27 protein-coding genes are annotated in these 24,621 nt (G+C 65.2%); 11 read left to right on the plus strand and 16 right to left on the minus strand.

Annotation, left to right across the window (positions count from 1 at the left end; translation table 11 throughout):
• Positions 1 to 28: 28 nt before the first annotated feature.
• The 8 genes from eccD to AC5Y4F_RS18840 all read right to left on the minus strand — a co-directional run bounded on the left by eccD (position 29) and on the right by AC5Y4F_RS18840 (position 7,770).
• Entirely contained in the window at positions 29 to 1,558 is a 1,530-nt protein-coding gene (gene eccD / locus AC5Y4F_RS18805; RefSeq protein ID WP_499997842.1) for a type VII secretion integral membrane protein EccD, read from the minus strand.
• Positions 1,555 to 2,580: a MinD/ParA family ATP-binding protein gene (locus AC5Y4F_RS18810; RefSeq protein ID WP_156750131.1), complete on the minus strand. Its 1,026-nt coding sequence runs from the start codon at positions 2,578 to 2,580 to the stop codon at positions 1,555 to 1,557. The genes eccD and AC5Y4F_RS18810 overlap by 4 nt, the downstream gene beginning before the upstream one ends.
• Before the next feature lie 160 nt (positions 2,581 to 2,740).
• Positions 2,741 to 3,571 carry an ESX secretion-associated protein EspG gene (locus tag AC5Y4F_RS18815; RefSeq protein ID WP_067937167.1) on the minus strand — a complete coding sequence of 277 codons (831 nt, stop codon included), beginning with the start codon at positions 3,569 to 3,571 and terminating at the stop codon, positions 2,741 to 2,743.
• A 115-nt stretch (positions 3,572 to 3,686) separates the two neighbouring features.
• The gene (locus AC5Y4F_RS18820; protein WP_007771836.1) at positions 3,687 to 3,974 is read right to left on the minus strand and encodes a WXG100 family type VII secretion target; all 288 of its coding nucleotides are present in this window, start codon (positions 3,972 to 3,974) and stop codon (positions 3,687 to 3,689) included.
• Between the two features lie 51 nt (positions 3,975 to 4,025).
• Positions 4,026 to 4,340 carry a WXG100 family type VII secretion target gene (locus tag AC5Y4F_RS18825; protein WP_067937169.1) on the minus strand — a complete coding sequence of 105 codons (315 nt, stop codon included), beginning with the start codon at positions 4,338 to 4,340 and terminating at the stop codon, positions 4,026 to 4,028.
• Between the two features lie 97 nt (positions 4,341 to 4,437).
• Positions 4,438 to 5,616 carry a PPE family protein gene (locus tag AC5Y4F_RS18830; RefSeq protein ID WP_067937171.1) on the minus strand — a complete coding sequence of 393 codons (1,179 nt, stop codon included), beginning with the start codon at positions 5,614 to 5,616 and terminating at the stop codon, positions 4,438 to 4,440.
• A gap of 33 nt (positions 5,617 to 5,649) precedes the next feature.
• Entirely contained in the window at positions 5,650 to 5,961 is a 312-nt protein-coding gene (locus tag AC5Y4F_RS18835; RefSeq protein WP_067937261.1) for a PE domain-containing protein, read from the minus strand.
• Positions 5,962 to 6,441: 480 nt separating this feature from the next.
• The gene (locus AC5Y4F_RS18840) at positions 6,442 to 7,770 is read right to left on the minus strand and encodes a sensor histidine kinase (RefSeq protein WP_067937173.1); all 1,329 of its coding nucleotides are present in this window, start codon (positions 7,768 to 7,770) and stop codon (positions 6,442 to 6,444) included.
• A 218-nt stretch (positions 7,771 to 7,988) separates the two neighbouring features.
• Here AC5Y4F_RS18840 and AC5Y4F_RS18845 point away from each other — a divergent pair, with 218 nt between their 5' ends.
• The 3 genes from AC5Y4F_RS18845 (at position 7,989) to AC5Y4F_RS18855 (ending at position 11,206) form a co-directional block, all read left to right on the plus strand.
• Positions 7,989 to 8,591, plus strand: a complete 603-nt coding sequence (locus AC5Y4F_RS18845; RefSeq protein ID WP_499997843.1) for a TetR/AcrR family transcriptional regulator — start codon at positions 7,989 to 7,991, stop codon at positions 8,589 to 8,591.
• 27 nt (positions 8,592 to 8,618) lie between these two features.
• Positions 8,619 to 9,830, plus strand: coding sequence for an acyl-CoA dehydrogenase family protein (locus AC5Y4F_RS18850; protein ID WP_067937177.1), 1,212 nt, complete (start codon positions 8,619 to 8,621; stop codon positions 9,828 to 9,830).
• A 158-nt stretch (positions 9,831 to 9,988) separates the two neighbouring features.
• Positions 9,989 to 11,206 (plus strand): GNAT family N-acetyltransferase, encoded by a 1,218-nt coding sequence (locus AC5Y4F_RS18855; RefSeq protein ID WP_499997844.1) that lies wholly within the window; start codon positions 9,989 to 9,991, stop codon positions 11,204 to 11,206.
• A gap of 22 nt (positions 11,207 to 11,228) precedes the next feature.
• On the opposite strand, the gene AC5Y4F_RS18860 is transcribed toward AC5Y4F_RS18855, so the two are convergent.
• Entirely contained in the window at positions 11,229 to 12,212 is a 984-nt protein-coding gene (locus tag AC5Y4F_RS18860) for an alpha/beta fold hydrolase (RefSeq protein ID WP_499997845.1), read from the minus strand.
• Positions 12,213 to 12,347: 135 nt separating this feature from the next.
• Between AC5Y4F_RS18860 and AC5Y4F_RS18865 the strand changes: the two genes are divergently transcribed.
• The gene (locus AC5Y4F_RS18865; protein WP_499997846.1) at positions 12,348 to 12,944 is read left to right on the plus strand and encodes a DUF998 domain-containing protein; all 597 of its coding nucleotides are present in this window, start codon (positions 12,348 to 12,350) and stop codon (positions 12,942 to 12,944) included.
• Positions 12,945 to 13,139: 195 nt separating this feature from the next.
• Here the strand turns inward: AC5Y4F_RS18865 and AC5Y4F_RS18870 are convergent, their stop codons facing one another.
• Positions 13,140 to 13,421 (minus strand): hypothetical protein, encoded by a 282-nt coding sequence (locus AC5Y4F_RS18870; RefSeq protein WP_067937186.1) that lies wholly within the window; start codon positions 13,419 to 13,421, stop codon positions 13,140 to 13,142.
• 224 nt (positions 13,422 to 13,645) lie between these two features.
• On the opposite strand from AC5Y4F_RS18870, the gene AC5Y4F_RS18875 reads away from it, so the two are divergent.
• Positions 13,646 to 14,872 (plus strand): MFS transporter, encoded by a 1,227-nt coding sequence (locus AC5Y4F_RS18875; RefSeq protein WP_067937188.1) that lies wholly within the window; start codon positions 13,646 to 13,648, stop codon positions 14,870 to 14,872.
• 17 nt (positions 14,873 to 14,889) lie between these two features.
• Here AC5Y4F_RS18875 and AC5Y4F_RS18880 read toward each other — a convergent pair whose 3' ends face one another.
• Positions 14,890 to 15,927 carry an LLM class F420-dependent oxidoreductase gene (locus AC5Y4F_RS18880; RefSeq protein ID WP_067937263.1) on the minus strand — a complete coding sequence of 346 codons (1,038 nt, stop codon included), beginning with the start codon at positions 15,925 to 15,927 and terminating at the stop codon, positions 14,890 to 14,892.
• An 11-nt stretch (positions 15,928 to 15,938) separates the two neighbouring features.
• On the minus strand, positions 15,939 to 16,361 hold the full coding sequence (locus AC5Y4F_RS18885) for a nuclear transport factor 2 family protein (RefSeq protein ID WP_067937190.1): 423 nt from the start codon (positions 16,359 to 16,361) through the stop codon (positions 15,939 to 15,941).
• Between the two features lie 119 nt (positions 16,362 to 16,480).
• Between AC5Y4F_RS18885 and AC5Y4F_RS18890 the strand changes: the two genes are divergently transcribed.
• Together AC5Y4F_RS18890 and AC5Y4F_RS18895 are read left to right on the plus strand one after the other, a co-directional pair.
• Positions 16,481 to 17,086 carry a PadR family transcriptional regulator gene (locus AC5Y4F_RS18890; protein WP_499997847.1) on the plus strand — a complete coding sequence of 202 codons (606 nt, stop codon included), beginning with the start codon at positions 16,481 to 16,483 and terminating at the stop codon, positions 17,084 to 17,086.
• Between the two features lie 73 nt (positions 17,087 to 17,159).
• Entirely contained in the window at positions 17,160 to 17,924 is a 765-nt protein-coding gene (locus AC5Y4F_RS18895) for a haloacid dehalogenase type II (RefSeq protein WP_499997848.1), read from the plus strand.
• A 16-nt stretch (positions 17,925 to 17,940) separates the two neighbouring features.
• Here the strand turns inward: AC5Y4F_RS18895 and AC5Y4F_RS18900 are convergent, their stop codons facing one another.
• Positions 17,941 to 18,660, minus strand: coding sequence for an NUDIX hydrolase (locus AC5Y4F_RS18900; RefSeq protein WP_067937265.1), 720 nt, complete (start codon positions 18,658 to 18,660; stop codon positions 17,941 to 17,943).
• A gap of 79 nt (positions 18,661 to 18,739) precedes the next feature.
• On the opposite strand from AC5Y4F_RS18900, the gene AC5Y4F_RS18905 reads away from it, so the two are divergent.
• Positions 18,740 to 19,633 carry an SCO6745 family protein gene (locus AC5Y4F_RS18905; RefSeq protein ID WP_499997849.1) on the plus strand — a complete coding sequence of 298 codons (894 nt, stop codon included), beginning with the start codon at positions 18,740 to 18,742 and terminating at the stop codon, positions 19,631 to 19,633.
• On the plus strand, positions 19,630 to 19,896 hold the full coding sequence (locus AC5Y4F_RS18910; protein ID WP_067937198.1) for a YdeI/OmpD-associated family protein: 267 nt from the start codon (positions 19,630 to 19,632) through the stop codon (positions 19,894 to 19,896). The genes AC5Y4F_RS18905 and AC5Y4F_RS18910 overlap by 4 nt, the downstream gene beginning before the upstream one ends.
• A gap of 32 nt (positions 19,897 to 19,928) precedes the next feature.
• On the opposite strand, the gene AC5Y4F_RS18915 is transcribed toward AC5Y4F_RS18910, so the two are convergent.
• The 3 genes from AC5Y4F_RS18915 to AC5Y4F_RS18925 all read right to left on the minus strand — a co-directional run bounded on the left by AC5Y4F_RS18915 (position 19,929) and on the right by AC5Y4F_RS18925 (position 21,899).
• Positions 19,929 to 20,282, minus strand: coding sequence for a VOC family protein (locus AC5Y4F_RS18915; RefSeq protein ID WP_067937200.1), 354 nt, complete (start codon positions 20,280 to 20,282; stop codon positions 19,929 to 19,931).
• Between the two features lie 69 nt (positions 20,283 to 20,351).
• On the minus strand, positions 20,352 to 20,882 hold the full coding sequence (locus AC5Y4F_RS18920) for a hypothetical protein (RefSeq protein WP_499997850.1): 531 nt from the start codon (positions 20,880 to 20,882) through the stop codon (positions 20,352 to 20,354).
• 132 nt (positions 20,883 to 21,014) lie between these two features.
• Positions 21,015 to 21,899: a cyclopropane mycolic acid synthase family methyltransferase gene (locus AC5Y4F_RS18925; RefSeq protein ID WP_499997851.1), complete on the minus strand. Its 885-nt coding sequence runs from the start codon at positions 21,897 to 21,899 to the stop codon at positions 21,015 to 21,017.
• 242 nt (positions 21,900 to 22,141) lie between these two features.
• On the opposite strand from AC5Y4F_RS18925, the gene AC5Y4F_RS18930 reads away from it, so the two are divergent.
• Positions 22,142 to 22,717 carry a hemerythrin domain-containing protein gene (locus AC5Y4F_RS18930; protein WP_067937205.1) on the plus strand — a complete coding sequence of 192 codons (576 nt, stop codon included), beginning with the start codon at positions 22,142 to 22,144 and terminating at the stop codon, positions 22,715 to 22,717.
• 241 nt (positions 22,718 to 22,958) lie between these two features.
• The gene (locus AC5Y4F_RS18935; protein WP_067937207.1) at positions 22,959 to 24,290 is read left to right on the plus strand and encodes an MFS transporter; all 1,332 of its coding nucleotides are present in this window, start codon (positions 22,959 to 22,961) and stop codon (positions 24,288 to 24,290) included.
• The last annotated feature ends 331 nt before the right edge of the window (positions 24,291 to 24,621 follow it).

The following is a 24,621-nucleotide window of genomic DNA, read 5'->3' on the forward strand; positions in this document are numbered from 1 at the left end:
AAGGCGGCGGTCACCGCCGCGGCCCTTTTCAGTGGCGAATCCACGTGAAAAGCCCTCCCAAGGCCGCCGCGGCTGGTAGCAAGACGATGAACGCGAGCACCTCCACCCATTCCACCGTCAACCGGATGAATGGCCGAAACCTCATGGTCGGTACCAAAAGTGCTGCGGCCAAACCCGGTGCGGCGAACATCGTCACGGCCACCACCGGCCACATCAGCCCCGTCAGGGCGTCTTTCGGGGCGGCGACGGCGTATTTGACCACGCCCGCGCACACCGCGGCCGACGCCCCACACACGAGCGCGATCGCCTGATATTTGGCGGCGAATCCGCGCCCCTGGGTGAGGAAGATGCCCACGACGAGCCCGGCGACCACCAGCGCCAACCACGCCCACTGGCGGCCCGGTGTCAACACGCCCCATACCGCGGCGGGCAGCACTATCGACACCCCGACGCAAAGGCCCACCTGGACCGCATTGACCAGCCGTGCCGACGCGGCGATCGCGGCGCCGCGCGCCGTGATGTCGGTCAGTTCGTTGTCCTCGTCCTCGGATTCGTCCTCACTGACCGGAGCCACGGTATCGACGGGCATTCCCTCCCGCCGCGCGAACAGGTCCCGGCCGGTGATCGATCCGAAGTGCGGCGGTCTGACCCGCGCCACCCACAACGCGATCAGTGGGGCCATCCGGACCAGGACGAGCAGTCCGACCAGCACGCAGACCGCCAGCACCTGAGCCGAAGCCGGCCGGAACATGCGGACGGCGGCGACGACGGCCAGGATCCCGCACACGGTCACCACCGCGGTGACCACCGCTGTCTGCCAACGGTTTCGCGCGGTCACCCCGATGGCGATGGCGCCCAGGATCACCACGACGGCACCAATCAGTCCATGGGCGGCGCTCAGCATGCCCGGGGGCGCGCACGCGCCGGCGGTAGCCAACGACAACACCGCCAGCCATGCGAATCCACTGAACAGGTCCCGCCGGCCCCGCCAACCGCTTCGTACGACCAACGTGGCCATTAGCAGCAAGGCGCCCACGGCGCCCGCCACCGCAGCCGGCATCGGTCCGTCGGTGAAAGTCCGTGCCCGAAGCGCCAGGGCCACGGCCACACCGACGGCCATCGCGATCACGGCGACCGCGGTGTGCGCGGCGGTCAACGGGGTTACCGGCGCGAACATCCGATCCCCGCCGTCGCGACCCAGCCATTTACCCATGGCCGCCAACCCCGTTGACAGCGACTCGTATTGCGGTTCAAAGGATTCACCGTCGACGCGGGGCACCAGAACCAGGGTGTCGCCGTCCTGGACGCCCAGCTCGTCGAGGCTCTTATTGATGTCGAGCCGAACCCCGTTGATCTTGTGCAGTTCATAGCTGCCCGCGGGCAGTGCGATACCGTCGAAGCCTTTGCGCTTCAGGTCGGCATCGAACAGCTCCACCATTCCCTCGAAGAATCCCTCCATCGGGATCGCGGCCGGGAAAACCTGCGAACACAGATGCTTCTCGTAAGAAATATTGACCGCACAACGCGCCGGGAAGGCGACCTTATGCGGCGCTGTCACGGCATCGACCGCTCGGCGTCAGGAATATATTTGTCCGCCAGCCCCGCGGTGATTTCAAAGAGGCGCAGTCGCGACTTCTTTTTCAATTCGTGAACCGTATCGATGATGCCGCCTTTGGCGAGGTGGGGATCAAACGGCAGCACCTCGACGGTCGCCCCAACTTTGGTGAACCGCTCGGTCAAGTAGGCCAACGCGTCCTTATCGGTGATCTGGTCCGTGTGGTTCACAATCACGGTGCTGCGCGATACCAACTCGTGGTAACCCTGCGAACGCAGGTAGTCCACCGCGCGCAGCACCGGGCGTGACCGGTCCGCGGTGATACCGGAGACGAAAACGAGGGTGTCGGTGTTTTCCAATACCGGCTTCATCACCTCGTGTTCGAGGTCTGGAGAAGTGTCGACGATCATCACCGTGTGGGTGCGCCGCAGGCGCGACAGCACCCCGGAGAACATCGCAGGCACCAACGGCCTGGGTTGGTCGGAAGTCCGGTTGCCGGCCAGGACGTCAAGGCCGATGACGTTCTGTCCCAGATGTTCTCGAATATCCGCGTAACCCTGGACATCGGTGTCGTTGATGATTGCGGTGTAATCCCCGGGCGGGGACTCGTCGATGCGGTCGGCCAGTGTCCCGAAACCCGGGACGGCGTCGATCGCAATCACGTTCTGCGGCCGGCATTCCCGGAAGACACCCCCGAGGCAGGCGACAAGCGTCGTGACGCCCACCCCGCCCTTGCCGGAGACGACCGTAATGACGTATTGCCGTCGAATATGCCGCCGGATGCGATTTTGCAAATCCCGGTAGTGCCGCTCACGAGGAGATTCACCGGGATTTATTTTATGAAAGGATATGGAGTAGATGAATTTCCGCCAGCCGGACCCCGGTGGAATTTTTCGCGGCGCGGCCAGATCGGTAATACGCATAGTGTCGGATACCGAATCAGGGAAGTTGCTGGCCCTTGACGGTTCCCCCCGCCTGAGCGCGCCTTCGTCCGACATATTCGGGTCATTCCAGGGGCTCGTCACGACGCGATGCTAACACGGTCTTCGATACCGCGTTTACCCCGTTCAAATCCTTCCAAGTACGACAGACATTGCTATTCCAAGACTTTGGTTATCTAAGTGACTTTCGTCAGTTTGCTTGCGCTGCGCCCTTACGGTTGGCCGCCGATAGCAAAGCGCTGGATCACACGACTCGCCGATACGAGTGCCACTCCTCGCCGGCCGGCAATCGGCGGATGAGCCGTTGAATAGCGCCGCCGATGTCCGTGCGCGAGCCGGGCGAGAGTATCTGGTATTGGCGCTGCCCCGAGGTGACGCTTTCGATGCAGATCCGTCCCGCCGGGGTGTCGACGATGGATACCGTCGACTCGCCGACGGCTATTCGCGCCAGTTCGTCCGGCCCGACACCGGCCTGGAGCCCAACGATGTTCGCGTGCGCGGACCGTGCGGGGTCGGCGGCCGTCAGGACCAGCTGCAGCTGATCGGCGTCGAGGCGCTGTTCTAGCAGGAACGATCGCAGGCTGGCGGTGTCGCGGACTGAGTTCAGTAACTGCTCGGTATCCAATGTGACCGGCTTCAGCGGCGCCGCCTCGGCCACGCCGCACAGCCTCTCGATCTGTCCGACAAGCAGATCGCTGGCCGACGCTTCGTTGCCGGCCGTGCCGGCGGGATACAAGCGCACCACGTCACCGTGGCGCTCCAGCACCACCCACCACGTCGCGAAGCGGCAAATCGACGCACGCGTCGGCTCGCGACCCGGAACACCGATCATCACCAGCAGCGCGAGGTCTCGCCGCAACAGCACCGTCAGCCACTCACGAATCATCGGGTCGACGTGGCCAGCCTCATCGAGCGCCCCGGCGGCCACCAATTCGGCCGCCGCGGGGTGGTCCCTTGCGCGCTCCGGGGTGTCCAAACGCGGCAGCATCGGCCGCAGCCCCAATTCAGGACAGGTTTGCTCCACCCCGGTGACCGCTTGTAACACCCATAAGCCGTCGACCGTCGTGGTCAGCATGTGGCCTCGCCCTCGATGAGTGAGTCCGCCGACCGGTGGATGTCAGACGAAGGGTGGGGCACACACGCTCGGCGCATCTGCCCCACCTTCGCTCGTCCTCGTGTGGTCGAGCGGCTCAGAATAGACCGGCGATGTGCTGGTCGGTGCTCAGCGCGTTGTCCAGGACGTGGGATGTCGTCACCCCGTGCTGGCGGATGGTGTCGATGAGTCCCTGCAGCCCGGACAGCATCTGCGCCTGAGCCTCGAAGAAGCCCGATGCGCCGTGGCCGGCGAAAAATTCCTGCAGGGCATGCGTGCGGTTAGAGGTGTCGTCGAAAATCGACTGCAGCTGGCCCGCGCGGGAGGCGACGTCGGTGGCGAAGTCCGCGACGGCTCCCGGGTTATAGGTGATCGGGTCGGACATAGAGAATTTCCTTTCAGAAAACCATTAATGAAATTGCGAATGAGTAAGTGGTCAGGAGCCGTGGCCGCCGAATAGCGCGCTGAAAGCATGCGAAGAATCGGCCTCGTGGCCTTCCATCAAGGCCGCCGCCTTCGTCAGGCCCTCGGCCAGCCGCGTGCCGCCGGTCAAGACTTTGTTCAAGTCGTTTTGAATTTCGATGGCCGTCGCGTGCGACGCGGTCACCGCCGCACCGGACCAGGTGGACGGGTTCATCACGTTTTCCTGATTCGCAACGTATCCCTGGCCGATCCCGATCGCGTGCTCCATATTCGCGTGAATGGCGTTGGAAGCATCGCGAAGCATTTGCGGTGTTACTTTGATTGTCACGGAATTCTCCTTCTCCGGTAGGCCGCCCCCCGTGAGGGCATGACGCGAAGTGTATGGCGGCTAATTGGACCTGTCGATTCACCTTTCACCAGTCGGTTCACACTCGAGCGTCGACGACTCGTACGGTCGCCGGTTGGTCCGCCTTGTCGCGCGGGCCGCGGTCGCCGCCCGCCGCGTGCCCCACCGGCATGCCGCCCACCGGCGCCCCACCCGTCGTAGTGGTCTGCGGTCGCATGGCCTCGGCGCCTAATGCGCCGGCCGGCCGCAGCCCTACCGGCCGACCACTGGTGGCGGGCTCGAAGGCGCTGACCGGACGGGTGAAGGTGGTCGCGGGGACTCCCGCGCCACCCAGGGATGCGCCGCCACCGGCCCCGGCTTCCGCCGCGGAAAGTCCGGTGGCCGAGACCGCCGACACCGCCGGCGTCGCTCCTCCCATGCCCATGGCACCAGGATTGGCGAACATGCCCATCAGCGGCTGAATCATCTGCATCGGAGCCTGCATCGCTTGCATCGGAGCCTGCATCACCTGCGGGACCGCTCCCATTAGTTGCTGCGCCGGCTGCATCAACGTGCTGGCCTGATTCATGAAGTCCTGCCCACCCGAGGCTGCCTGGCCGGCACCCTGCGTCCCGGTCTGTGCGCCCTGCATGGCGGCGCGCATGCCGTCTCCCGCCCCTTGCTCCGCTGCCGATTCGCCAATTGCCGCTGCCGCTTGCGCGGGCGCGGCCGGTGACGCACCCATGGTTGCGATGGGCGGAGGGATGGTGAGACTTTGCGACAAGGCCGTCAGAATCGTTCCGTAGCTGGCCCCCACTGCGGAGTTGTTTGGCCACATCGACCCGAAGTATTCAAGCTCCAGCGACGTGATGCGTGGGGTTAGTGCGCCGAGAACCAGTGGATTGATGCCGTAATCGGTGGCGGTCTCGGTGCGGTTCTCGATGCATTCGGGAGCGGGACGCATAGAGCCGTACGCCATTTGATACGCCGAGACCGCGGTCGACACCACTGCCGGTTTGACGTCGACCCAGCCGGCCAGCCCATGCAGTGACGCGTTCAGCGCAGTTGCGTTCGCCGCGGAGGCCAACGAACCCGAGCCCGTCCAACTCGCCGACGTCGCGACGGTGTTGATCGTTGACGCGATGCTGGAGCCGTGATGGGTGGCAGCCAAGGCGGTCCAGGCGGCCTGGTTCGCCAGGTGAGTGATGACGCCGGCCCCCGCCTTGAGCAGCATGTCGTTTTCCTCAGGCGTACGCGCAGCCCATCCCGGATCGGCCATGCGTACTTTCCCCCTCTTTTACGTCGCCGGGCCTTAAGCCCCGATTGCCATCGTCAAGCTGCGCATGAGCTCCGTGACGACGTACGTGCTCGAGGCGATGCTTTGCGCGCCTGCGAACAAGCCGCGCTGGGCGGCGTGCTCAGACACTACGCCCAGGTAGCTGCCGCCGCAGGCGTTGAGTGCCGCTGCGAACATGGCCGAGTCGGGGTCGCCGCCCATCGGCAGCACTCCCAGCAGGACAGGCGCGGCAGCCGAAGCCGCTGCCTCGGTCTCGGCGCTGATCGCCGACTCGGCGCCCGCCGACGCCAGCACCGCCTCTGACTGCACCGACGTGACAGGACCCATCATTTCCCTCCGAACGCTCAACCCAGCCGTGCTGGGGGCTTAGTGTAATGGGATTTCGTTGATCTTGTATTCACTCCGTTTTGGCCGGGCTCAGGGCGCGGAAATTTTGTTTCCCGACTCCGGTCTCCAGCGTGAAAGCATTGGATTAACAAGAGAAGTCGTGTAGACCTCAGAGGCAACTCAAGACTCGGTAGTCACAAATACACCTCCGTCGCCCTTGCGCGATCGCGTTATACGCGTTTAGTGAGTCGTTGCGTGACGGCGTTTGGTCGCGCGTTTGCTACCGAAAGTCGATGGTAATTGGCGAAATGGCCGAAGCGATGACCGGGTCGCCGATTCGGCGACGTGATCATCGCGGTCATGCACTCGGCATCAGCGCCGCTCATTAATGCCCGGCTAGAAGAACGGGTCAGTGCCGGGCTTGTTTTCGCACGCCCACGAGAAACTCGCCTTTGGCGACGGAAGAGAACTAGCCCACTGCTACGCCGGACCACGCCCATCGCCGGCCAGCCGCAACAGCAACCGGGTGCCACCCAGCGGACTGCTCCGCAATGCCGCTGTGCCGCCATGCAATTCGGCCTGTTGGGCGACCAGCGCCAAGCCCAGCCCGGAGCCCGACCGTGAGGCCGTCGAGCCCCGGGCGAACCGTTCGAAGACGGTGGCGCGTTCGGATTCCGGGACCCCGGTGCCGTCGTCGTCGATCGTGATCTCTACACCCTCACCTGAACTGCCAACGGCCAGCAGGATTTTGCGGGCATTGCCGTGTTTGACGGCATTGGCGATCGCGTTGTCGATCACCAGCCGCAGCCCCGTGGGCAATCCGATCATCAGCACGGTCGGCGAGGGCACCAGCGACACGTCCACATCGGGATAGATGCGCAGCGCGTCATGCGCGGCACGGTCCAAGAGTTCGGTGATGTCGAACGGGACGAAATCGTCGACGGTCGTCAGCTCACCCTGGGCCAGCCGTTCGAGCGCGGTCAGCGTCGCCTCGATGCGGCTCTGGGTGCGAATGACGTCGCCGATGACCTCGTGGCGCTGCTCGAGCGGCAGATCCAGGGTGGACAGCACCTCCAGGTTGGTGCGCATCGCGGTCAACGGGGTGCGCAGCTCGTGGGAGGCGACCGCCGCAAAGTCGCGGGCCGACTCGAGCGCGGCCCTGGTGCGCTGCTGCTCCTTGCCTATGCGGGCCAGCATTCCCTCCACCGCTTCTGCGATCTCCACGGCCTCGCGCACGCCGCGAACCTGGACCTCGTCGGGGCTCGACTGGGCGTTGATGGCCCGGGCCTGCTGGGCCAGCAGCAGGAACGGATTGACCATGATCAACGAGATCACCCAGCCCACGACGACGGTGCCGCCGATCACGCTTGCACAGATCAGCAGCACCCGCAGGTGCAGTTCATTGATCCGATGCTGAGCTTCGGCCAACGGAGCGGCCAGCGCGATCGAGGCGGGCCCCGCGGTGAAGGTGCGGACGCGGTACTGCACGCCGTTGATGGTGGTGTTGGCGTAGCCATCGGGAAGCCGGGGCAACACGATGCTGGTGGGCACCGACACGGTCACCCCGCCGATGCGGGCCGTGCGCACCAGGTTGCCATCCGGAGCGGGGCGGTCCGGATTGGTGTGCTCCGCGTTGTTGAGCAGGCTGCTGATGTCGCCCAGGCTGCTGACCGAATCGAGACGCCGATCGAGCTGGCTGTACTGATCGTTGGTCACACCCACCCATACCCAGGTGCCCAGCAGTACAACGAGGGTCATCACCGATATGGCGGCGACGATGACGATGGTGCGCAGCGACAGCACCCGCATGGGCAGCTGTACGCGCGGTAGGACGCGGATGTCAGGCTCCTTCAGTGGGTGCTGATCCTATGTCAACCAACCTGAGTACAACCCTCACAGCAGTACCGGTCCGGCAGGCGCAGTGGCGTTTCGCAAGAATCTAACGCTAACGGCATCGCCGTCTCCTCCCTCACGTGCCAAAACCGACCGATTTTGCCCCAGCGTTGGTGAGTGAGTACTCTCTCACCATGCTCGTCTCAGGACGTGACCGGTTGCTCTCGACCGCTCTGCGGCTCTTTGCCGAGAAGGGCTACGCGGCGACGTCGGTGGCCGACATTCAGCGCGAATCGGGCCTGGCGCCCGGCTCGGGCGCGCTCTACAAGCACTTCGGCTCCAAGCGCGAGCTTCTCGAAGCGGCGGTTGCGCACCGGATCGACAGCATCGTGGCCGCGAGAGAGGAATACGACGCCGGGCAACCGGGCAGCGTTGAGCGGGCCGTGCGCACCGCCGGCCAGTTGATCTGGAACAACCTCAAACAGAGCGAGGATCTGCTCAAGGTCATGCTGCGTGAACCCGACGAGCTCGGTGATCTCGACGAAAAGACGTGGCAGGTGATCACCGACAACGCCTATCAACGCTTCGCGGACGAGCTGGCGGGATTGAATCGGTCCGGCCGCACCAGCATCCCCGATCCCGAAGCGGCCGCGGCCGTCGCGATCGGGTCGCTGTCGTATGCCGCGACGCTGCAAGCGCTGACCGGTCGCCTGCCCGGCAACACCGATGAAGGACGGTACTTCCAGGCGTGGGTCAACCAAACCGTCAGCGTCCTCAACCAATACAGAAACCGCTAACCGGCAATCTATTTCAGGAGCACAGCTGTGACATTTTCACTGCAACTCAGCGACGACGTGATCGAGGTGCGCGATTGGGTGCACAAGTTCGCCGCCGACATCATCCGTCCGGCCGCGGCCGAATGGGACGAGCGCGAGGAAACCCCGTGGCCGGTGATCCAAGAGGCCGCAAAGGTCGGCCTGTATTCCCCAGACTTCTTCGCGCAGCAGGCTGCCGAGCCCACCGGGCTGGGGATGCTGACCGCGTTCGAGGAGATGTTCTGGGGTGACGCCGGCATCGCGCTGTCCATCATGGGCACCGGCCTGGCCGCAGCGGCGTTGGCGGGCAACGGGACTCCCGACCAACTGGGGCGCTGGCTACCCGAGATGTTCGGTACGTCCGACGAGCCCAAGCTCGGTGCCTTCTGCTCGTCCGAGCCCGACGCGGGTTCTGACGTAGGCGGCATCCGCACTCGGGCGCGCTTCGACGAGGCGACCAATGAGTGGGTGCTCAACGGCACCAAGACCTGGGCCACCAACGGCGGCATCGCCAACGTGCACATCGTGGTCGCCTCAGTCCATCCTGAACTCGGCACCCGCGGCCAAGCCAGCTTCGTCATCGGGCCGGACACCAAAGGTCTGGCGCAGGGTCAGAAGTTCAAGAAGCACGGCATCCGTGCGTCGCACACCGCAGAGGTGGTGCTCGACAACGTCCGCCTGCCCGAGGACGCCATCCTCGGCGGCCGGGAGAAGTTCGAGGCGCGGATCGCCCGAGTCAAGTCCGGTGCCTCCTCGGGCGGTCAGGCGGCCATGAAGACCTTCGAGCGTACTCGGCCCACGGTCGGGGCGATGGCCGTCGGCGTGGCGCGGGCCGCCTACGAGTACGCTCTCGACTATGCCTGCCAGCGTGAGCAATTCGGCCGCAAGATCGGCGAATTCCAGGCGGTGGCGTTCAAGCTGGCGGACATGAAGAGCCGCATCGATGCGGCCCGCCTGCTGGTGTGGCGGGCCGGCTGGATGGCGCGCAACAACCAGAACTTCGACTCGGCGGAGGGCTCGATGGCCAAGCTGGTCGCGAGCGAGGCCGCGGTCTATGTCACAGACGAGGCCATCCAGATCTTGGGCGGCAACGGCTATACCCGCGACTACCCCGTGGAGCGCATGCACCGCGACGCAAAGATTTTCACGATCTTCGAGGGCACCAGCGAGATTCAGCGGTTGGTGATTTCGCGGGCGGTGACCGGCCTGCCCATCCGTTAGTACGCGCAATTCGACTGCGTCCGAGAGCTTCTGCGACGACTCGGAGTCGTCGTCGGTGGCTGCAGCGTGGCGTCGTGCCGGGCGATCGCGGTCGATCTTCGCCCCGTTGATCACACCGATCTAGTGACCCCAAGCGCCGGGCACGACATGATGGGCGGATGACCACCGAGATCCGGGCCCTGGACACCGACGACGATCTCGTCGGCGCAGCTCAATTGTTTCGCACCGCGATGGTGGGTCTGCCGCCCATGCAGAAGCTGCCGCCCGGCCAGATCACGAAGCTGTTCGAGCCCGGACGCACCCTCGGCGCGTTCATCGATGGACAACTTGTCGGCACCGCGGATGCCGTGACGAGCACCTTGACACTTCCCGGCGGAGCGACCGTCGGCCACGCCGCCGTGACCCACATCGCAGTGTTGCCATCGTTCACCCGACGTGGCTTCGCCACCGAATTGATCCAGCACCAGCTTCACGACATCGCGGAGCGTGGTGAGGTCGTCGCGTCGCTGCGCGCGTCGGAGGCCACCATCTATGGCCGGTACGGCTACGGGGTAGCGAGTTGCGCCCAAACCGTGGAGGTTACGAGCGCGCGGGCAACGTTTCGCCCGCAGGTCGGCCTGGGTGGTCCGGTGCGGTTGCTGGGCGCCGCCGAAGTATGGGAGATTTTGCCCCGGGTTTATGACGCCAATCGTCCGCCGCGTCCCGGAACGATCGACCGCCCCGGGGTGTGGTGGGAGAGCGCACGGCGCCGCGCCGAATCATATTCGGGGGCTTGGTATGTCGCTGTACACGGCCACCCGGGGGCCGAGTCGGGTTTCGCCCGCTACCACCCGATCGGCACCGAGGATTGGTTTGTCAGCGACCAGCGCACCATCGTGGTCGAGGATTTCTTCGCGCCGAGCGCGGACGCATATTTCGGATTGCTGCGTTTCCTGCTCGACCTGGATCTTGTTCACCGCGTGACGTTTTGGATGCGACCCATCGACGACCCGCTACCCTGGCTGTTCGTCGATCGCCGCGCGGCGAAGGTCACCGCGGTGTACGACGAAACGTGGCTGCGTGTCATCGACGCGGAACGTGCCCTGGCGGCGCGATCCTACCGCGGCGGCGGAGTGGTGACGATCGCGGTGAACGACCCACTGCTGCCACGGAATTCAACGAGCTTTACGATCACCGGGGCCGGCGCCGAACCGACAACCCACCGCGCCGACGTCCGTGTCGGGATCGAGGGTCTTGGCGCGGCGCTGCTGGGCGGCACGAGCTGGCGCAGTCTTGCCGCAGCCGGACTGGCCCGGGCTGACGATCCAGCGGTGCTGGCTGCGGCCGATGAACTGTTCGCGGTCCCCGAAGCACCACATGCCGGAACGTTCTTTTAACCGAAGCACGGTGCCCGGCGGATCAGCGGTTCGATTCCGACCTTTGCATCGCCAGACGCACACCCGCCGCGACCAAGTCGGGCTGGTGGACCTGAATGAAGTGGTCGCTGCCGGTCGCGATCATGTGCGGTGTCTGCGGCCGCAGCGCAATCAGATCCGCAGAGGCCTCTCGCCACGCCTGCTCGAGTCGCTCGCCCTGCTCGGGCGAGACGCTGCCAGGGATCGCAAACGGTTCGGTCCTGGTCAGCACGACGGTGGGGATGGGCGGAAAAGCGGGGGCCGCGCCAACCTGGGCGACGCTCGTGTCGATGTCGATTTTCTCAAACGACGGCGAATTCGCGAACTGGGGCAACGGCTGGTCCAACGCGAGGCGATAGGCCGGCCAGTCCGGTCCCATCAGGCCCGGTATCTCGACCGGAAAGGCATCGACGAACGCCAGTGCCCGCACCTGGTCGGGATAAGTCTGGGCATACAGCCGGATGAACAGTCCGCCCAGCGAGTGCCCGACCAATACGTACGGACCCGGCAGATGGGCGGCGGCGAGCAGCGCATGCAGATCCTGCACCACGTCTTGCGCGCTCCGCGGCATCTCGACCGGCGAACTGCGGTCGGTAATGCTGGGTGGATCGGGATAGCGCAAAGTGCCGGGCCGGTCGTACGCGCATACGCGGTGATCCGCCGCGAGAGACGGCAGTACGGCCGGGCCCGTTGCAGGCGCAGCGGCGTCGGACTGGCTCCACGGATCCGACGAGTTGTGATATCCCGACTCTAAAATGACTGTGGGACTGCCCCTTCCGTGGCACTCCAGATACAGGTGCCGGCCGTTGCCGATGTCGATCGGGCCGGCGAACTCGCCGCCCGCCGCCGGTGCGCCAGCATTGTGCGTCGGTCCGCCGCAGCCCACGAGCGCGACGAACAGTGCGGCACTCAACAGGCATCGGCGGGCACCCGCAGCGGCGCGCGACGGATACATCACGACTTCTAAGATCTCCCGCACTGCACGCATCGCGTTATTGTGCGGGTAAGCGGGCCCCACGTGAAAGCGTGGCGGCAAAGACGGGCACCGAGTGGTCCCTCGTCCGGCCCCGCCAGGGAGGAGCGGCCCGAGTTGGCCAGCACACGTGGAGCAGCCCTCTGGGTCGTGGCGGCCGTTGGTTACCTTGTCCTCGAGGCCGTCGCCGCCGCGGGCTTCGAGCCCACCTATAGCTATGCACGCGACTACATCAGCGATCTCGGCCTACCCAGCGGCAGGCCGGTTCGCGGACGGACGGTTTACCCAGCGCGGGCCTACTTGATGCATGCGGCGTTCTACCTGCAGGGCAGTCTGTTCCTGCTCGGAGCATCTCTGATCGTGGGTGTGCCCGACAACCGAAGGGCGCGGGTGTTTTTGGGTACCGTCGCCGCGAATGCGGTAGGCAACGCCGTGATCGGGACGGTGCACAGCGGCGCGGTGCACATCGAGGGCGCTGTGCTCGCGATCGTCGGCGGCAACGCCGCCATCGTGACCGGACCCAATGCCATCGGCGCACTCGCCGATCGGCGTTGGTATCGCTTGGCTTCCAAAGCGCTCGCGACGCTCGGCTTTTCTTCTCTTGCGATGCTGATGATGAATTCGGCGACGGCAAAAACGGCCCTGCTGCCTGACGGCGCATGGGAACGCGGAAGTGTGTACTCGATCACCACCTGGCAATTGCTCACCGCCGCTTGCCTGCTGACGCGAACTACTCGCGTCGCCTAGGACATTGCCGCAGGGGCTGAAGGCTCCAGGTGGTCGTGCCCGAATACCGCGTCCAATCCGCGTGAGCTCGGGCCGACTGCCGATCCGCGCACGGTCGCGCCGTCGCGGCCACGTCAACCCCGGTCGTCACGAATTTCCGCTGAACAGTTCGTGATTGCGTGTAGCCGGCTGCCGATCGGAAACCGCCGGCAGTCGTCAGCCGTGCGGTGCCTCGGAGATCTTGGTGTCGGGCTTGCCGAGCGTCTGGCAATACGTCATCGCCGAGAGCCGCGTTGCGGAGATCTCCACATTGCTCGGATCGGTTCCGTTCTTGTCTTTGAGCATCTTGCTGACTTCGTCGTTCTGCTTCTTCTCGTCCTGAGTGGTGAAATCTTTGCACTTCGTGTCGCCGCCGGTGTTGATGACCTGTGAGGCCGAACACGCGCTGGACAGCAAGACGGAGATCGCGATCGTGGCTGCCGCAATGTACTTCATCATTTGCCTTCCTGGGTGCGAGTAGTGGTATCAGTACACCAAATCGCCTGATTTCAAACCCCGCAGGGGACTCCGGACCGGTGATCGCCGCGTTTGCAGGCGGGCGCCGAACCGGCGACGTGGCGGCGCGATCGCCGCCAGCGGGAATAACTGCCCAGGTGACATCGCGTTCTATCATCGTCGGTCGGCCGGGTACGCACCGTGGATTTGGAGAGGGGAGGGCGTTTGTGACCTCGTCGAATGTGCGCACCGGCCACGATGGCAGGCTCCGGTCGAGGTGGGAGCCGGCGGGGACCAGGGCGCTGTTTGTCAGCGTGTTGACGCTGCTGCTGACCACGGGCTGGGTGGCCAATCACTTCGTCGGGTTGATGCCGGTCATCAGTGACAGTGAGCACCTCAGCACGGCCACCCTCGACGGGATCTTCGGCATTTATGCGGTCGGGCTGCTGCCCGGGTTGCTCGTCGGCGGACGCGCGTCCGACGCGCTCGGGCGCCGGTCTGTGGCCTTGACGGGGTCGGGGGCCGCACTGCTGGGGACGGCGGTGATGCTATTGTCCCAGCACACAAGTTCTCTGCTGCTGGGTCGGCTGACCGTCGGGATCGGTGTGGGCCTTGCCATCAGCTCGTGCACTGCGTGGGCATCGGATCTGAGAGGGCCCGCGGGTGCCGCGACCGCCGGAGCGGTACTGACGGCCGGCTTCGCCCTCGGTCCATTCGCCGGGGGGTTCATCGTATGGTCCGGCCGGTCCGGCATCCGGCTCTCCTTCGGTGTCGCCGCCGCCATCGTCGTGCTGGCTACGTTCGCCGTCGTCGGCGCGGCCCGACGCGCCGAAGTGACCGGGCCGGTTACGGCCCACGACACGGGGCAAGCGGCAGCGGCCGCACCGGCGGCGCGCGGAATCAGCCGGGCCTTGAGCTGGGCCATGCCACTCGCACCATGGGTATACGCCTCGGCGACATTGGGATTCGTCACCATCCCCACCCGGCTACACACCGCGCTCGCGGCTCCGATGGCGGCAGGCACGGCCACCCTGATCGTCAACGGTGTCAGCGGCGTCGTCCAGGTACTGGCCCGCGTGCTCCGGTGGGGGCCCCGGGCCGGCACCGCGGGAGCGGTGCTGGCCGCGCTCGGCTACGCGCTGGCCGCGATCGCGCCGCCCGCCCTGAGCCCGGCGCTGGGGTTACCGGTCTTGTTCGTCCTCGGCTGCGCCTCGGGCCTGTGCCTGCGGGAAGGACTGATCGACCTGGAGGCCGCCGCCCCGCCGCACCTGCGCGGCGCGCTGACCGGAGTGTTCTACGTCGTCACGTACGTCGGATTCGCGCTTCCGCTGGTCCTGGACACCGTCGGCTCCGCGGCCTCGGCGGTGATTCTTGCCGTGATGGCGGTGCTCGCCTCGACAGTGGCGGTCACCAGAGCGGTGCGGTTACGACGAGATAGTCACCGGCAAGACTGATCTGGTCTTGCCCCGGATCAAACGAGTTCGCGCAGCGTTTCGATCAGCTTGATCCGCTCACCCGTCGTGGAGGCGATAGGCGCCACATTGAGGGTGGTTACCCCTGCCTCGCGGAACGCCGCCAATCGTTCCTTGACGAACTCACGGGTGCCGATCAGGTTGACGTCTCGCACCAGATCGTCGGGCACGACCTGGGCGGCGCCGTCTTTGTCACCGGCAAGGTAGAGCTCTTGAATCCGGTCGGCCTGGGGGCCGTAGCCGTATCTGGTGGCCAGGGTGTGGTAGAAGTTCTTGCCCTTGGCGCCCATTCCGCCGATGTAGAGCGCCAGGTGCGGCTTGACGAATTCCCTTAGTGCCTCGACATTTTCGCCAATGGCCAGAACGGGGCCGGCATAGATGTCGAGCTCACCCAAGTCGGGGTCACGCTTGGCCCGGCCAGCAGCCAGCGCATCCCCCCACACGTCGCGCGCCTTCTCAGGCAGATAGAAGATCGGCTGCCAGCCCTCGGCAATCTCGGCCGCCAGTTCGACATTCTTGGGCCCCAGCGCGGCAATCAGTATCGGAATGCGCTCGCGGACAGGTTTATTGATCAGCTTGAGTGGCTTGCCGAGCCCGGTGCCCTGGCCGGCGGGCAGCGGGATCGTGTAGTGCTTGCCCTCATGCTGCACGGTCTCACGGCGCCACACCTGGCGGCAGATGTCGATGACCTCACGTGTCCGCCCGATCGGGGCATCGTAGGGAACACCGTGGAAGCCCTCGATAACCTGCGGGCCGGAGGCGCCCAGGCCGAGGGTGAACCGACCGTCGGAGACGTAGTCCAGGCCGGCCGCGGTCATCGCGGTCAGGGTGGGGGTACGGGTGTAGAGCTGCAGGATGCCCGAGGCCAACCCGACGCGTTCGGTGCTCGCCGCCAGGTAGCCCAGCGCGCTCACCGCGTCGAACGAATACGCCTCGGGGACAAAGACAATGTCCAATCCGGCGCGTTCCAGGTCGGCCACTTCGGCGGCAACGTCCTTGAAGCCGCCGGCATAGTTGATGCCCAGTCCAATCCGCATGGTCATTACTTTTACGCGGTACCGGATTGATTGGCCAATTCGAGCGCCTCCCGTTGGATGCGATCGAACTGGGCACCCATCGCCTCGGACAGCGCCGTCGCGCCCGAAAGCGGCCGCACCATCACCATGAAGTCGTCGATGAGGCCGTCGTCGTCGAAGTGCAGGAAGTCGCAACCGGTGATCTTCATGCCCGGGGCCCCCGCTATCCCGGTCTCGAACACGAAGGCGTGATTCCGACCGCCGGGGTCGTGGATCTCGCGGACGTAGCGGAAGTCTTCGAAGATCCGCAACACACCGCGCAGGATCGCGGCGGTGATCGGTTTGCCGACATAGGGCTTGAAGGCCACCGGGCTGGTGAAGACCACGCCGTCGGCCAACATCGCTTGGATGCCCTTCTCGTCGCGGTCTTCGACGGCTTTGCGGAACGGGTGCATCGCGACCTCACATGGTCAACTAGTTGAGTAGGTGGATCTGACGCTAGGGCGCCGGCAGGTAAATGTCCAGATGCGATTAATCACTTTATTGAATAATCGTGTTGTTGTAGCATCGATCGATGTCGCTGCGTGACGCGGTGTTGGCCGCCCTCCTCGAGGGTGAATCATCCGGGTACGACCTGGCCAAAGATTTCGACGCCTCGGTCGCCAACTTCTGGCCGGCCACCCCCCAGCAGCTGTATCGCGAACTCGACCGGCTGGCTGAGCAAGGCCTCATCCAGGCCCGAATCGTGCAGCAAGAACGCCGGCCCAACAAGCGCATGTTCTCGCTGACCGAGGCGGGCCGTGACGCGATCCGGCAGTTCACCACCATGGCGCCGAAGCCGTCGGTCATCCGCGATGAATTGCTGGTCAAGGTCCAGGCCTCCGACGCCGGAGACCTCGAGGCGGTCCGCGGATTCATTCGGGAACGACGGGATTGGGCGGTCGCCAAAGCACAACGCTACGAACGGCTGCGGGCGCGAATGCTGGACGGCCGCAGCGAAGAGGATTATCTCGCCCAGGTCGACCGAGTTGGCCCCTACCTGACACTCACGCGCGGAATCTCGTTCGAAGAGGAGAACATTCGATGGGCTGAGCGCGCGCTGAGCATCGTCGAACGTCGCCTGTCCGACGGCGTTGCGCGTACCGCACGATCACGGCGCCGCGCTGCTGCCCGCCGATGAGTCCGGGGAACGGGTCAGCGTTCGCGGAGGGCGCGCATGGGCCGATCGAAGGCCGGCGACGTTAGCCTGAGGAATGACCGAATATCGTTCGCCCTCGACCGGCCGGGTTGTACGTGCCGTTTTGTTCGATACCTTTGGAACGGTCGTCGACTGGCGTTCCGGGATCGCCGCCTCAGTACGCGATTTCGCGCAGCGCCACCACCTCAGCGTCGACTCCGGGGCTTTCGCGCTGGAATGGCGCGGACGGTACCTGCCATCGATGTCCGAGGTCCTTTCGGGCCGTCGCGAGTTCGTGTCGCTGGACATTTTGCATGAAGAAAACCTCCTCGCATCGTTTGAGAAGTTCGGTATCGCCGCCGAAGTGCTGCCGAGCGAGGAGGTGGAGGCACTCGCCCGGTCGTGGCGCTGGTTGCCACCGTGGCCGGATAGTGTCGACGGCATCGCGGCCATGAAGCGACACGTCATCGTCGGGCCGCTGTCCAACGGCAACACCGGACTGCTGGTCGATATGGCGAAGTACGCCGGTCTGCCATGGGATGTGGTGCTCGGGTCCGATGTCGGCAAAACCTACAAGCCCGATCCGCGTGCTTACCAGACGCCCGCGCATCTGCTCGGTCTGGAACCCGGTGAGGTGATGCTGGTGGCGGCGCACCCCACCGACCTCGAGGCGGCTCAGAACAGCGGCCTGGCCACCGGTTTCGTCGCGCGACCGCAGGAATACGGCCCCGGCCGGGAACCATACCTCGAAGCCACGGGCGTCGACCTCTCGGGCGCATCGCTGGTCGAATTGGCCACGTTGATGTTCGGTGCACCGGGTCGGAGTCGAGGAGATCGCTGAGCCGGCGCCGACTGGTTTACTTCCACGCGAAAACCGGCTGTTCCAACCCGTCGACCGGGTCGGCTCGCCCTTCCAGACACAGCCAGCGCAGCTGCAGCAGCACGGCGCCGGTCGGTGCGTGAATGAGGTCATTTCCCAACGGGATCTGCACGACCGGTCGCGGGCTCTCCGCAATTGTGATGAACCGGGGCGAGTCATCACGCTGGAGCTGGTGGAGCCCCACCCGGTAAACGGCCACCACCTCGTCGGGCGCGGGGCGAGGCTCCAGCCGTCCTCCTCCCCACACGACTACCGGTGTGATCACGTACCCGGACCGGGTGGGGTAGTCGTCGAGCAAACCCAGCACGGTCGAATCGGACAGCTCGACGCCGACCTCCTCACGCAGTTCTCGCAGCGCGGCGTCGACCGCCGTCTCGCCGGGATCGAGCCGACCACCCGGTAGTGCCCATTGGGCCGCATGTGAACTGAGACGAGACGCCCTGCGGCACAGCAAAAACGCGGCCCCGCCGGAGACATCGACCATGCGGCCGTCCAAATGGGTGGCGGGCATCGGACGTCCGCCATTCCACTCGTCTACCGACACTGGATCGACCCGATCCTCCCCCACCTCCGAATCGACCAGTACCACCGCGACGGCCGCGTGCCGCTTTGTCGGATCGGTCAGCACGCGACGATCGTGGCCGTCCAGATGGTTCCGTATCCGCACACGCAAAGCCTGGTCATAGGGGATGGTCACCACCCGAGCCTAAACTGAGGAGCTTTTCTACCGCAGGTCCGTGCTTGGTGGTGGGCTGCGCCAGTGGTTAACTGCGAACATGCGACGACAACCGCTGCTGGCCCGACGTTTTTTCGATCGCTACGAACCGGTGCACGCAGTCACGTACTTCGCACCGGAGGCACGGGCCGCGCTGGACGCACTGGGCTACCGGGGTTTCTGGATGGGCTATTTCGCGGCTCGCTCGGCACCGCTCGGCGCCCTACCCCGCGAGGTGGTCACCGCGGTGTTCTACAACTTCGCGCCCGAACGGGTCGCTAAGGCACTGCCCGCGGCATGGGAGATCGCGGGTCCAGAGGCCGCACTGCGTGCTCGGCAAGAGTCGGCGGTGGCCGCGCTACGCCGCTACGGCCTGGGCTTAAATGAAAATGTCCGCGTTGCAGCCGAACTGGCGAGCAGGGCGGCCCGGCACGCGCCCCTCGATGCGCGCCCGCTGTTCGCGGCCAATGTGGCGCTGCCCTGGCCGGACGATCCATTGTCCGCCCTGTGGCACGCCACCACGCTGCTGCGCGAACAGCGCGGCGACGCCCACGTGGCGGTGCTGGCCGCGGCCGGCGTCTCAGGCCGAGAATCCAACGTCCTACACGCCGCGGCGGGCAACGTCCCTCGCGACTACATCGCACGCACCCGTGACTACGACGAGACGTCCTGGCGTCAACACGAACAAGCGCTCGCCGAGCGGGGGTTACTCAGCAGCGATGGAACACTGACCGCGGCCGGACGGCAATTGAAGGATCACATCGAATCGACGACCGACACGCTGGCGCTGTCCGCACTCGACGCCCTCAACGATGACGAGGTGGAGACGCTGTTTCAGGCACTCACCCCGATCACCCGCACGGTGGTCGCGGGAGGCGACGTTCCGGCGCGCACGCCGATGACATTACGCCGCGACGAATTACATGATGACAGCGCGCATCTGGTGGGCCGATGAGCGGCCAGCGCGTGCCGGGCGGTGTCGTGCACAAGTTGCCGGCGGATCTGCGCGAGTCGCTGATCGGCAATGCCACCGCACTAGCCGCGTGGAAGGACATCACTCCGCTGGCGCGAAACGAGTTCATCTGTTGGGTCGAGGACGCCAAGCAACAGGTGACCCGAGAGCGCCGCATCCGCCGGACCCAGGAGGAGTTGGAAGAGGGCAAGCGCCGGCCGTGCTGCTGGCCGGGTTGCAAACACCGCGAGCGCACCGGAAAGTAAACGCGCACCGGAACTCTCGGGGAGGTGGGCCGCTATCGGTCCAACGGCTTATAGAACACCAAGCCGTTGCCCTTGTTGTCATAGACCACGGCGCGCCGTTCATGGGCGTCGTCGTAAGGGCCCTTCACGATGCCGCCGCCGCTGGCCTCGACAGCCTCCGCCGCGGCATCGACGTCGGTGGTCTTGATCCCGACCACGACCTGGCCCGGGATGGGATGGTCGATCGCGGTCGCCAACGCCAACGTGATCGGGCCCGCGTCCATGGCCGCGAAGTGCGCACCGTCGCGGAACTTCAGTGACATGCCCAAGGTCTCGCTGTAGAACCTGATCGACTCGTCCAGGTCGTCGGTCGACAAGATGATCATCTTCGCTTCGTGCTCACTCATGGCGCCTCCCGTGTCCCACTCGCTCCCAGATCAGGCCGGGTTACAAGTTTCTGCGAGGAAACGCGAATTCTAGGAGTCGAAGCTCAGGTGACGCCAAGATGGAATCGCTTGGCCGTCAGAATAATCCATTGGCAAAGCCTCGCCATGTCCTGCACCGCAGTAGGCGACCGCGGTAGCCAGCGCCGTTGCACCCTCGATCGTCCCAACCACAACGACGTTGTCATTGACCGCGAAATGCGGTGCGGTGGTGATGGGTTGGCGCGCACCATGAGGGACGACGGTGGTTTCCTGGGTGAATCGATAGGTCTGGATACGCCCGTCGGCGCTGCGCATGGTCACCGAGTTCGCCGACACGGCCACCACAGTCCCTTCCTGGCTCACCGGTTGCGAGGTCGCCGGCGGCTCCAGATCGGCGGCTACAGCGCGCTTCTCGGGCTGGCCTAGGTTGAGCATCAGCGCCGTCACGCAGGCGGCACACAAGAGTGACGCGGAGACGATGTCGCACACCGCGCCGGCGCCGGTCAGCCCGCGCCGACGACCCCGATGGGTGGAAGTCGGCCTGCGCTCCGGTGCATCCGGCATGCGGTGTTTGGCGCTCACGGTCTAATCCTTCCAGCGGCGTCACACCGAAGAACACCGGCGCCCACCGAATCAGGTTGTTGCCGTCCAATTACCCGCCGAATCGGACCGGTAAACCGCACTCCGGCCAAGCGGGCCGGTGGGAGATGCGCGTCAGCCCTTGGTCAGGGTGAACTGTGCGACGTCGGTATAGCCCTCACGGAACAGGTCGGCGCAGCCCGTCAGGTACTTCATGTACCGGTCGTACACCTCTTCGGACTGGATCGCGACGGCCTGGTCTCGGCGCGCCTCGAGCGCGGCCGACCAAGTGTCAAGGGTGCGGGCGTAGTGCAGGCGCAGCGGCTGGATCAGCTTGACACCGAAGCCCGCGCGCTCGGCGTGCTCCACGACGCCCTTGGCCTGTGGCAGGTCCCCGCCCGGGAAGATCTCGTCCATGATGAACTTCATGAAGCGCAGCTTGGTCATGGTGATGGGCAGCCCGCGCTCGGCGAACTCTTCGTCGCTGGGCTTGATGATGGTGTGCAGCATCATGACGCCGTCGGCCGGTAGCGCCTCATAGGTCTTTTTGAAGAAGTCGTCGTACCGGTCGCGTCCGAAGTGCTCGAAGGCGCCGATCGACACGATCCGGTCGACTTTCTCATCGAACTGCTCCCAGCCCTGCAGCAGCACGCGCTTGGACCGCTGCGACGGATGGCTGTCAAGACGCCGCTGCACGTGTGCCTGCTGATTGCGGCTGAGCGTGAGGCCCACGACGTTGACATCGTAATTTTCGAGACCGCGGACGATGGTGGTGCCCCACCCGCACCCGATGTCGAGCAACGTCATGCCAGGTTGCAGTCCAAGCTTGCCCAGCGAAAGGTCAACCTTGGCGTACTGCGCCTCCTCCAACGTCATGTCGTCGCGCTCGAAATAGGCGCAGCTATAGGTCCGCGTCGGGTCTAGGAAGAGCGCGAAGAACTCATCGGAGAGGTCATAGTGCGCTTGTACGTCCTCGAAATGCGGTTCCAAGCTGACGGCATCGCCGGATTTTTCGGACAAGGCACAACCTCTGACTGATCTTATTGGCGTACGGGTGCGATCGAAGCTGACCGCTGACTGACGCCCCAGTGTATCCGCCCGGATGCCTGCGCCCTGCCGCCGAGTTCCAGTTCAGGGCCATAGCGCCGATGACCGCGGCGCCGACGGCACACGCGGTTGACGAATCCCGCGCCGAGTTGTTACCTCAGCTGGTGAGCGGGGTAAGCCCGGCTGACCGACATTCAGAGAGGCGGGACACTGCGATGGACGACATCACTATGTTGATCCTCGCCGACCACGAGTGGTTTCGGGAACAGTTCGCGCGACTGGACGATCTGCAGGCCCAGCGCCCCGATGACCGGCCCGCGCTCAAACGAGTGTGGCGTGCGCTCGCCGACAAACTGGACGTGCACGCCTATATCGAAGAAAAGATCTTCTACCCCCAACTGCTGAAACGTGGGGGTGACGACGCCGAAGGCGAGACGCTCGACGCGATCGGCGATCACAATGACATCCGCGACGGTGTGCGCGACGCCGACGCCGCCCCACTCGGCAGCGAGCAGTGGTGGGCGGCCGTAGGCCGCACCCGGGTGGCCAACGACGATCACATGGGCGAGGAGGAACGAGAAGGCCTGTCGGACTTTCGCCGCAATGCGCCCATCGGGCTTCGGGAAGCGCTCGGCCGTCAATACAGCGAGTTCATGGCCGAGCACCCCACCACCAAGGGGTTGTCGATCACGGATCGTGACCCGCAGCGCTACGTCGAACAGTTCGACGAGCCGACACAGGGAAAGCCGGCCGATTTCTCGCTGCGCATCGGGAGCCTCAAAGGCCAATGAGCGGCGCCCGCGAACGAGCCGGCGTGACGCGGATAACCGATTTCGGCCTGCACGGCGGCGGGATTCCGACGTCGGTGACTCCGGCGACGCTCGCCTAACTGGCATCTCCCGTCGATGCGCGTGATTACCCCCACCCCGCTGGTTCGTCCGCGAAATGTTTCGGGTAAGCCATCACTCGATGGTTATTCGACGCCGCCGGAGGAAGTGGGCACGTAAAGACATCAGGGTCGCCGATCCGGCGATGCGCCAAACCATAATGGGCACCGCGATCGGCAACTTCATGGAATGGTACGACTTCGGGGTCTACGGCTACATCGCCACCACGATCGCCCAGGTGTTTTATCCCGGAAAGAACGTCAGCGGCGTTCACCTCATCGCGACCTTCGGCACGCTGGCGGCGGCATTCGTCGTGCGCCCGCTCGGCGGATTCATCTTCGGCCCGCTGGGCGATCGGATCGGTCGCCACCGAGTCCTGGTGGTCACCATCCTCATGATGACGGTGAGCACCACCATGACCGGCCTGCTGCCCACCTACAGCGCCATCGGCATCTGGGCGCCGATCCTGCTCGTCGTCGCACGAATTTTCCAGGGCCTATCGACCGGTGGCGAGTACGTCGGCGCGATGACCTATCTCGTCGAGCAGGCCCCCGACCACAAACGCGGCATGATGGTCGGGTTCTTGCCCATGGGCAACCTGGTCGGATTCGTCCTGGCCGGGTTGCTGGTGACGGGTTTGCAGACCTGGCTGCCGGATGACGCCATGCTGACCTACGGCTGGCGGATTCCGCTGTTGCTGGGGCTGCCCTTCGGTCTGGTCGCCTTGTACCTGCGGCTTCGGCTCAAGGAGTCCTCCGCCTACCAGAGCGCGCACGACGCTGCGTCCGCATCGGGTGGCCAAGGTCGGCAGCAAATTCTGCGCACGGTCGCGACCCAATGGCGCCCGATGCTGATCTGCGCGGCGCTGGTGCTGACCTCCCAGGTCGCCGACTTCATGCTCACCGGATATCTGCCGACGTACCTCAGGCTCTTCGTCCGCGTCGGGCGCACCGCAGGACTGGTCATGATCGTGTCGACCTTGGCGATACTGATGGTCACCGTGGTGCTCGTCGCCGGCTTGTCCGACCGCATCGGCGTCAAACCCATCATGTGGACGGGCTGCGGGCTGCTGATCGTGGCGTCCGTCCCGGCGTTCCTGCTCATCCGCTTCGGGGGCATATACCCGGTGATCTTCATCGGGGTGCTGACGATCGGCCTGATGGAATTGTGCTTTGACAGCACCGGGCCGGCCATGCTGCCGGCTCTGTTTCCGACCAACGTGCGCTATGGGGCGCTGGCGATTTCGTACAACATCTCGATATCGCTCGTCGGCGGTATCACACCCTTGATCGCCCAAGCGCTGGTATCGGGTACCGGCAACGTGATGGTGCCTGCCTACATGCTGATATTCGGCGGCGTAGTGGGCGCCATCACGCTGCTATTCACCCCGGAAGTAGCGCGAAAGCCGTTGCCCGGCTCCGGGCCTGCCGTCGAAACCGAGCGGGAGGCCCGCGCGCTCGCCGAGGAAATTAGCTAACGGCCGTTCTCGACGAAAACGTTTCTTTGGAGCTGACGGGCTGATCCCGTGAAGATGCGGACCGCTTTCCAGCAGCGCCTGGACGCGCTGACCGACCGCCGAGATCGTCCGCACCCGTCACCCCTATTCGGCCGTTCCCGACGACGTACGGCACCGGACTCACGAAGTCGCCGCCGCCGTGGAGGCCACCCTGTTGGGCCGCTCCTACGACACTTCGCCGCCCATGCGATCGAGATCGCGCGACGGGTCATCTTCTTGGCCACCGGTGCCAGCCGCCCTCGGAGTCGGTGACAACCGCCCGGGTACCGCACACTCCGCCGAGGACATGCCC

The organism is Mycobacterium sp. NGS56, assembly GCF_059812425.1.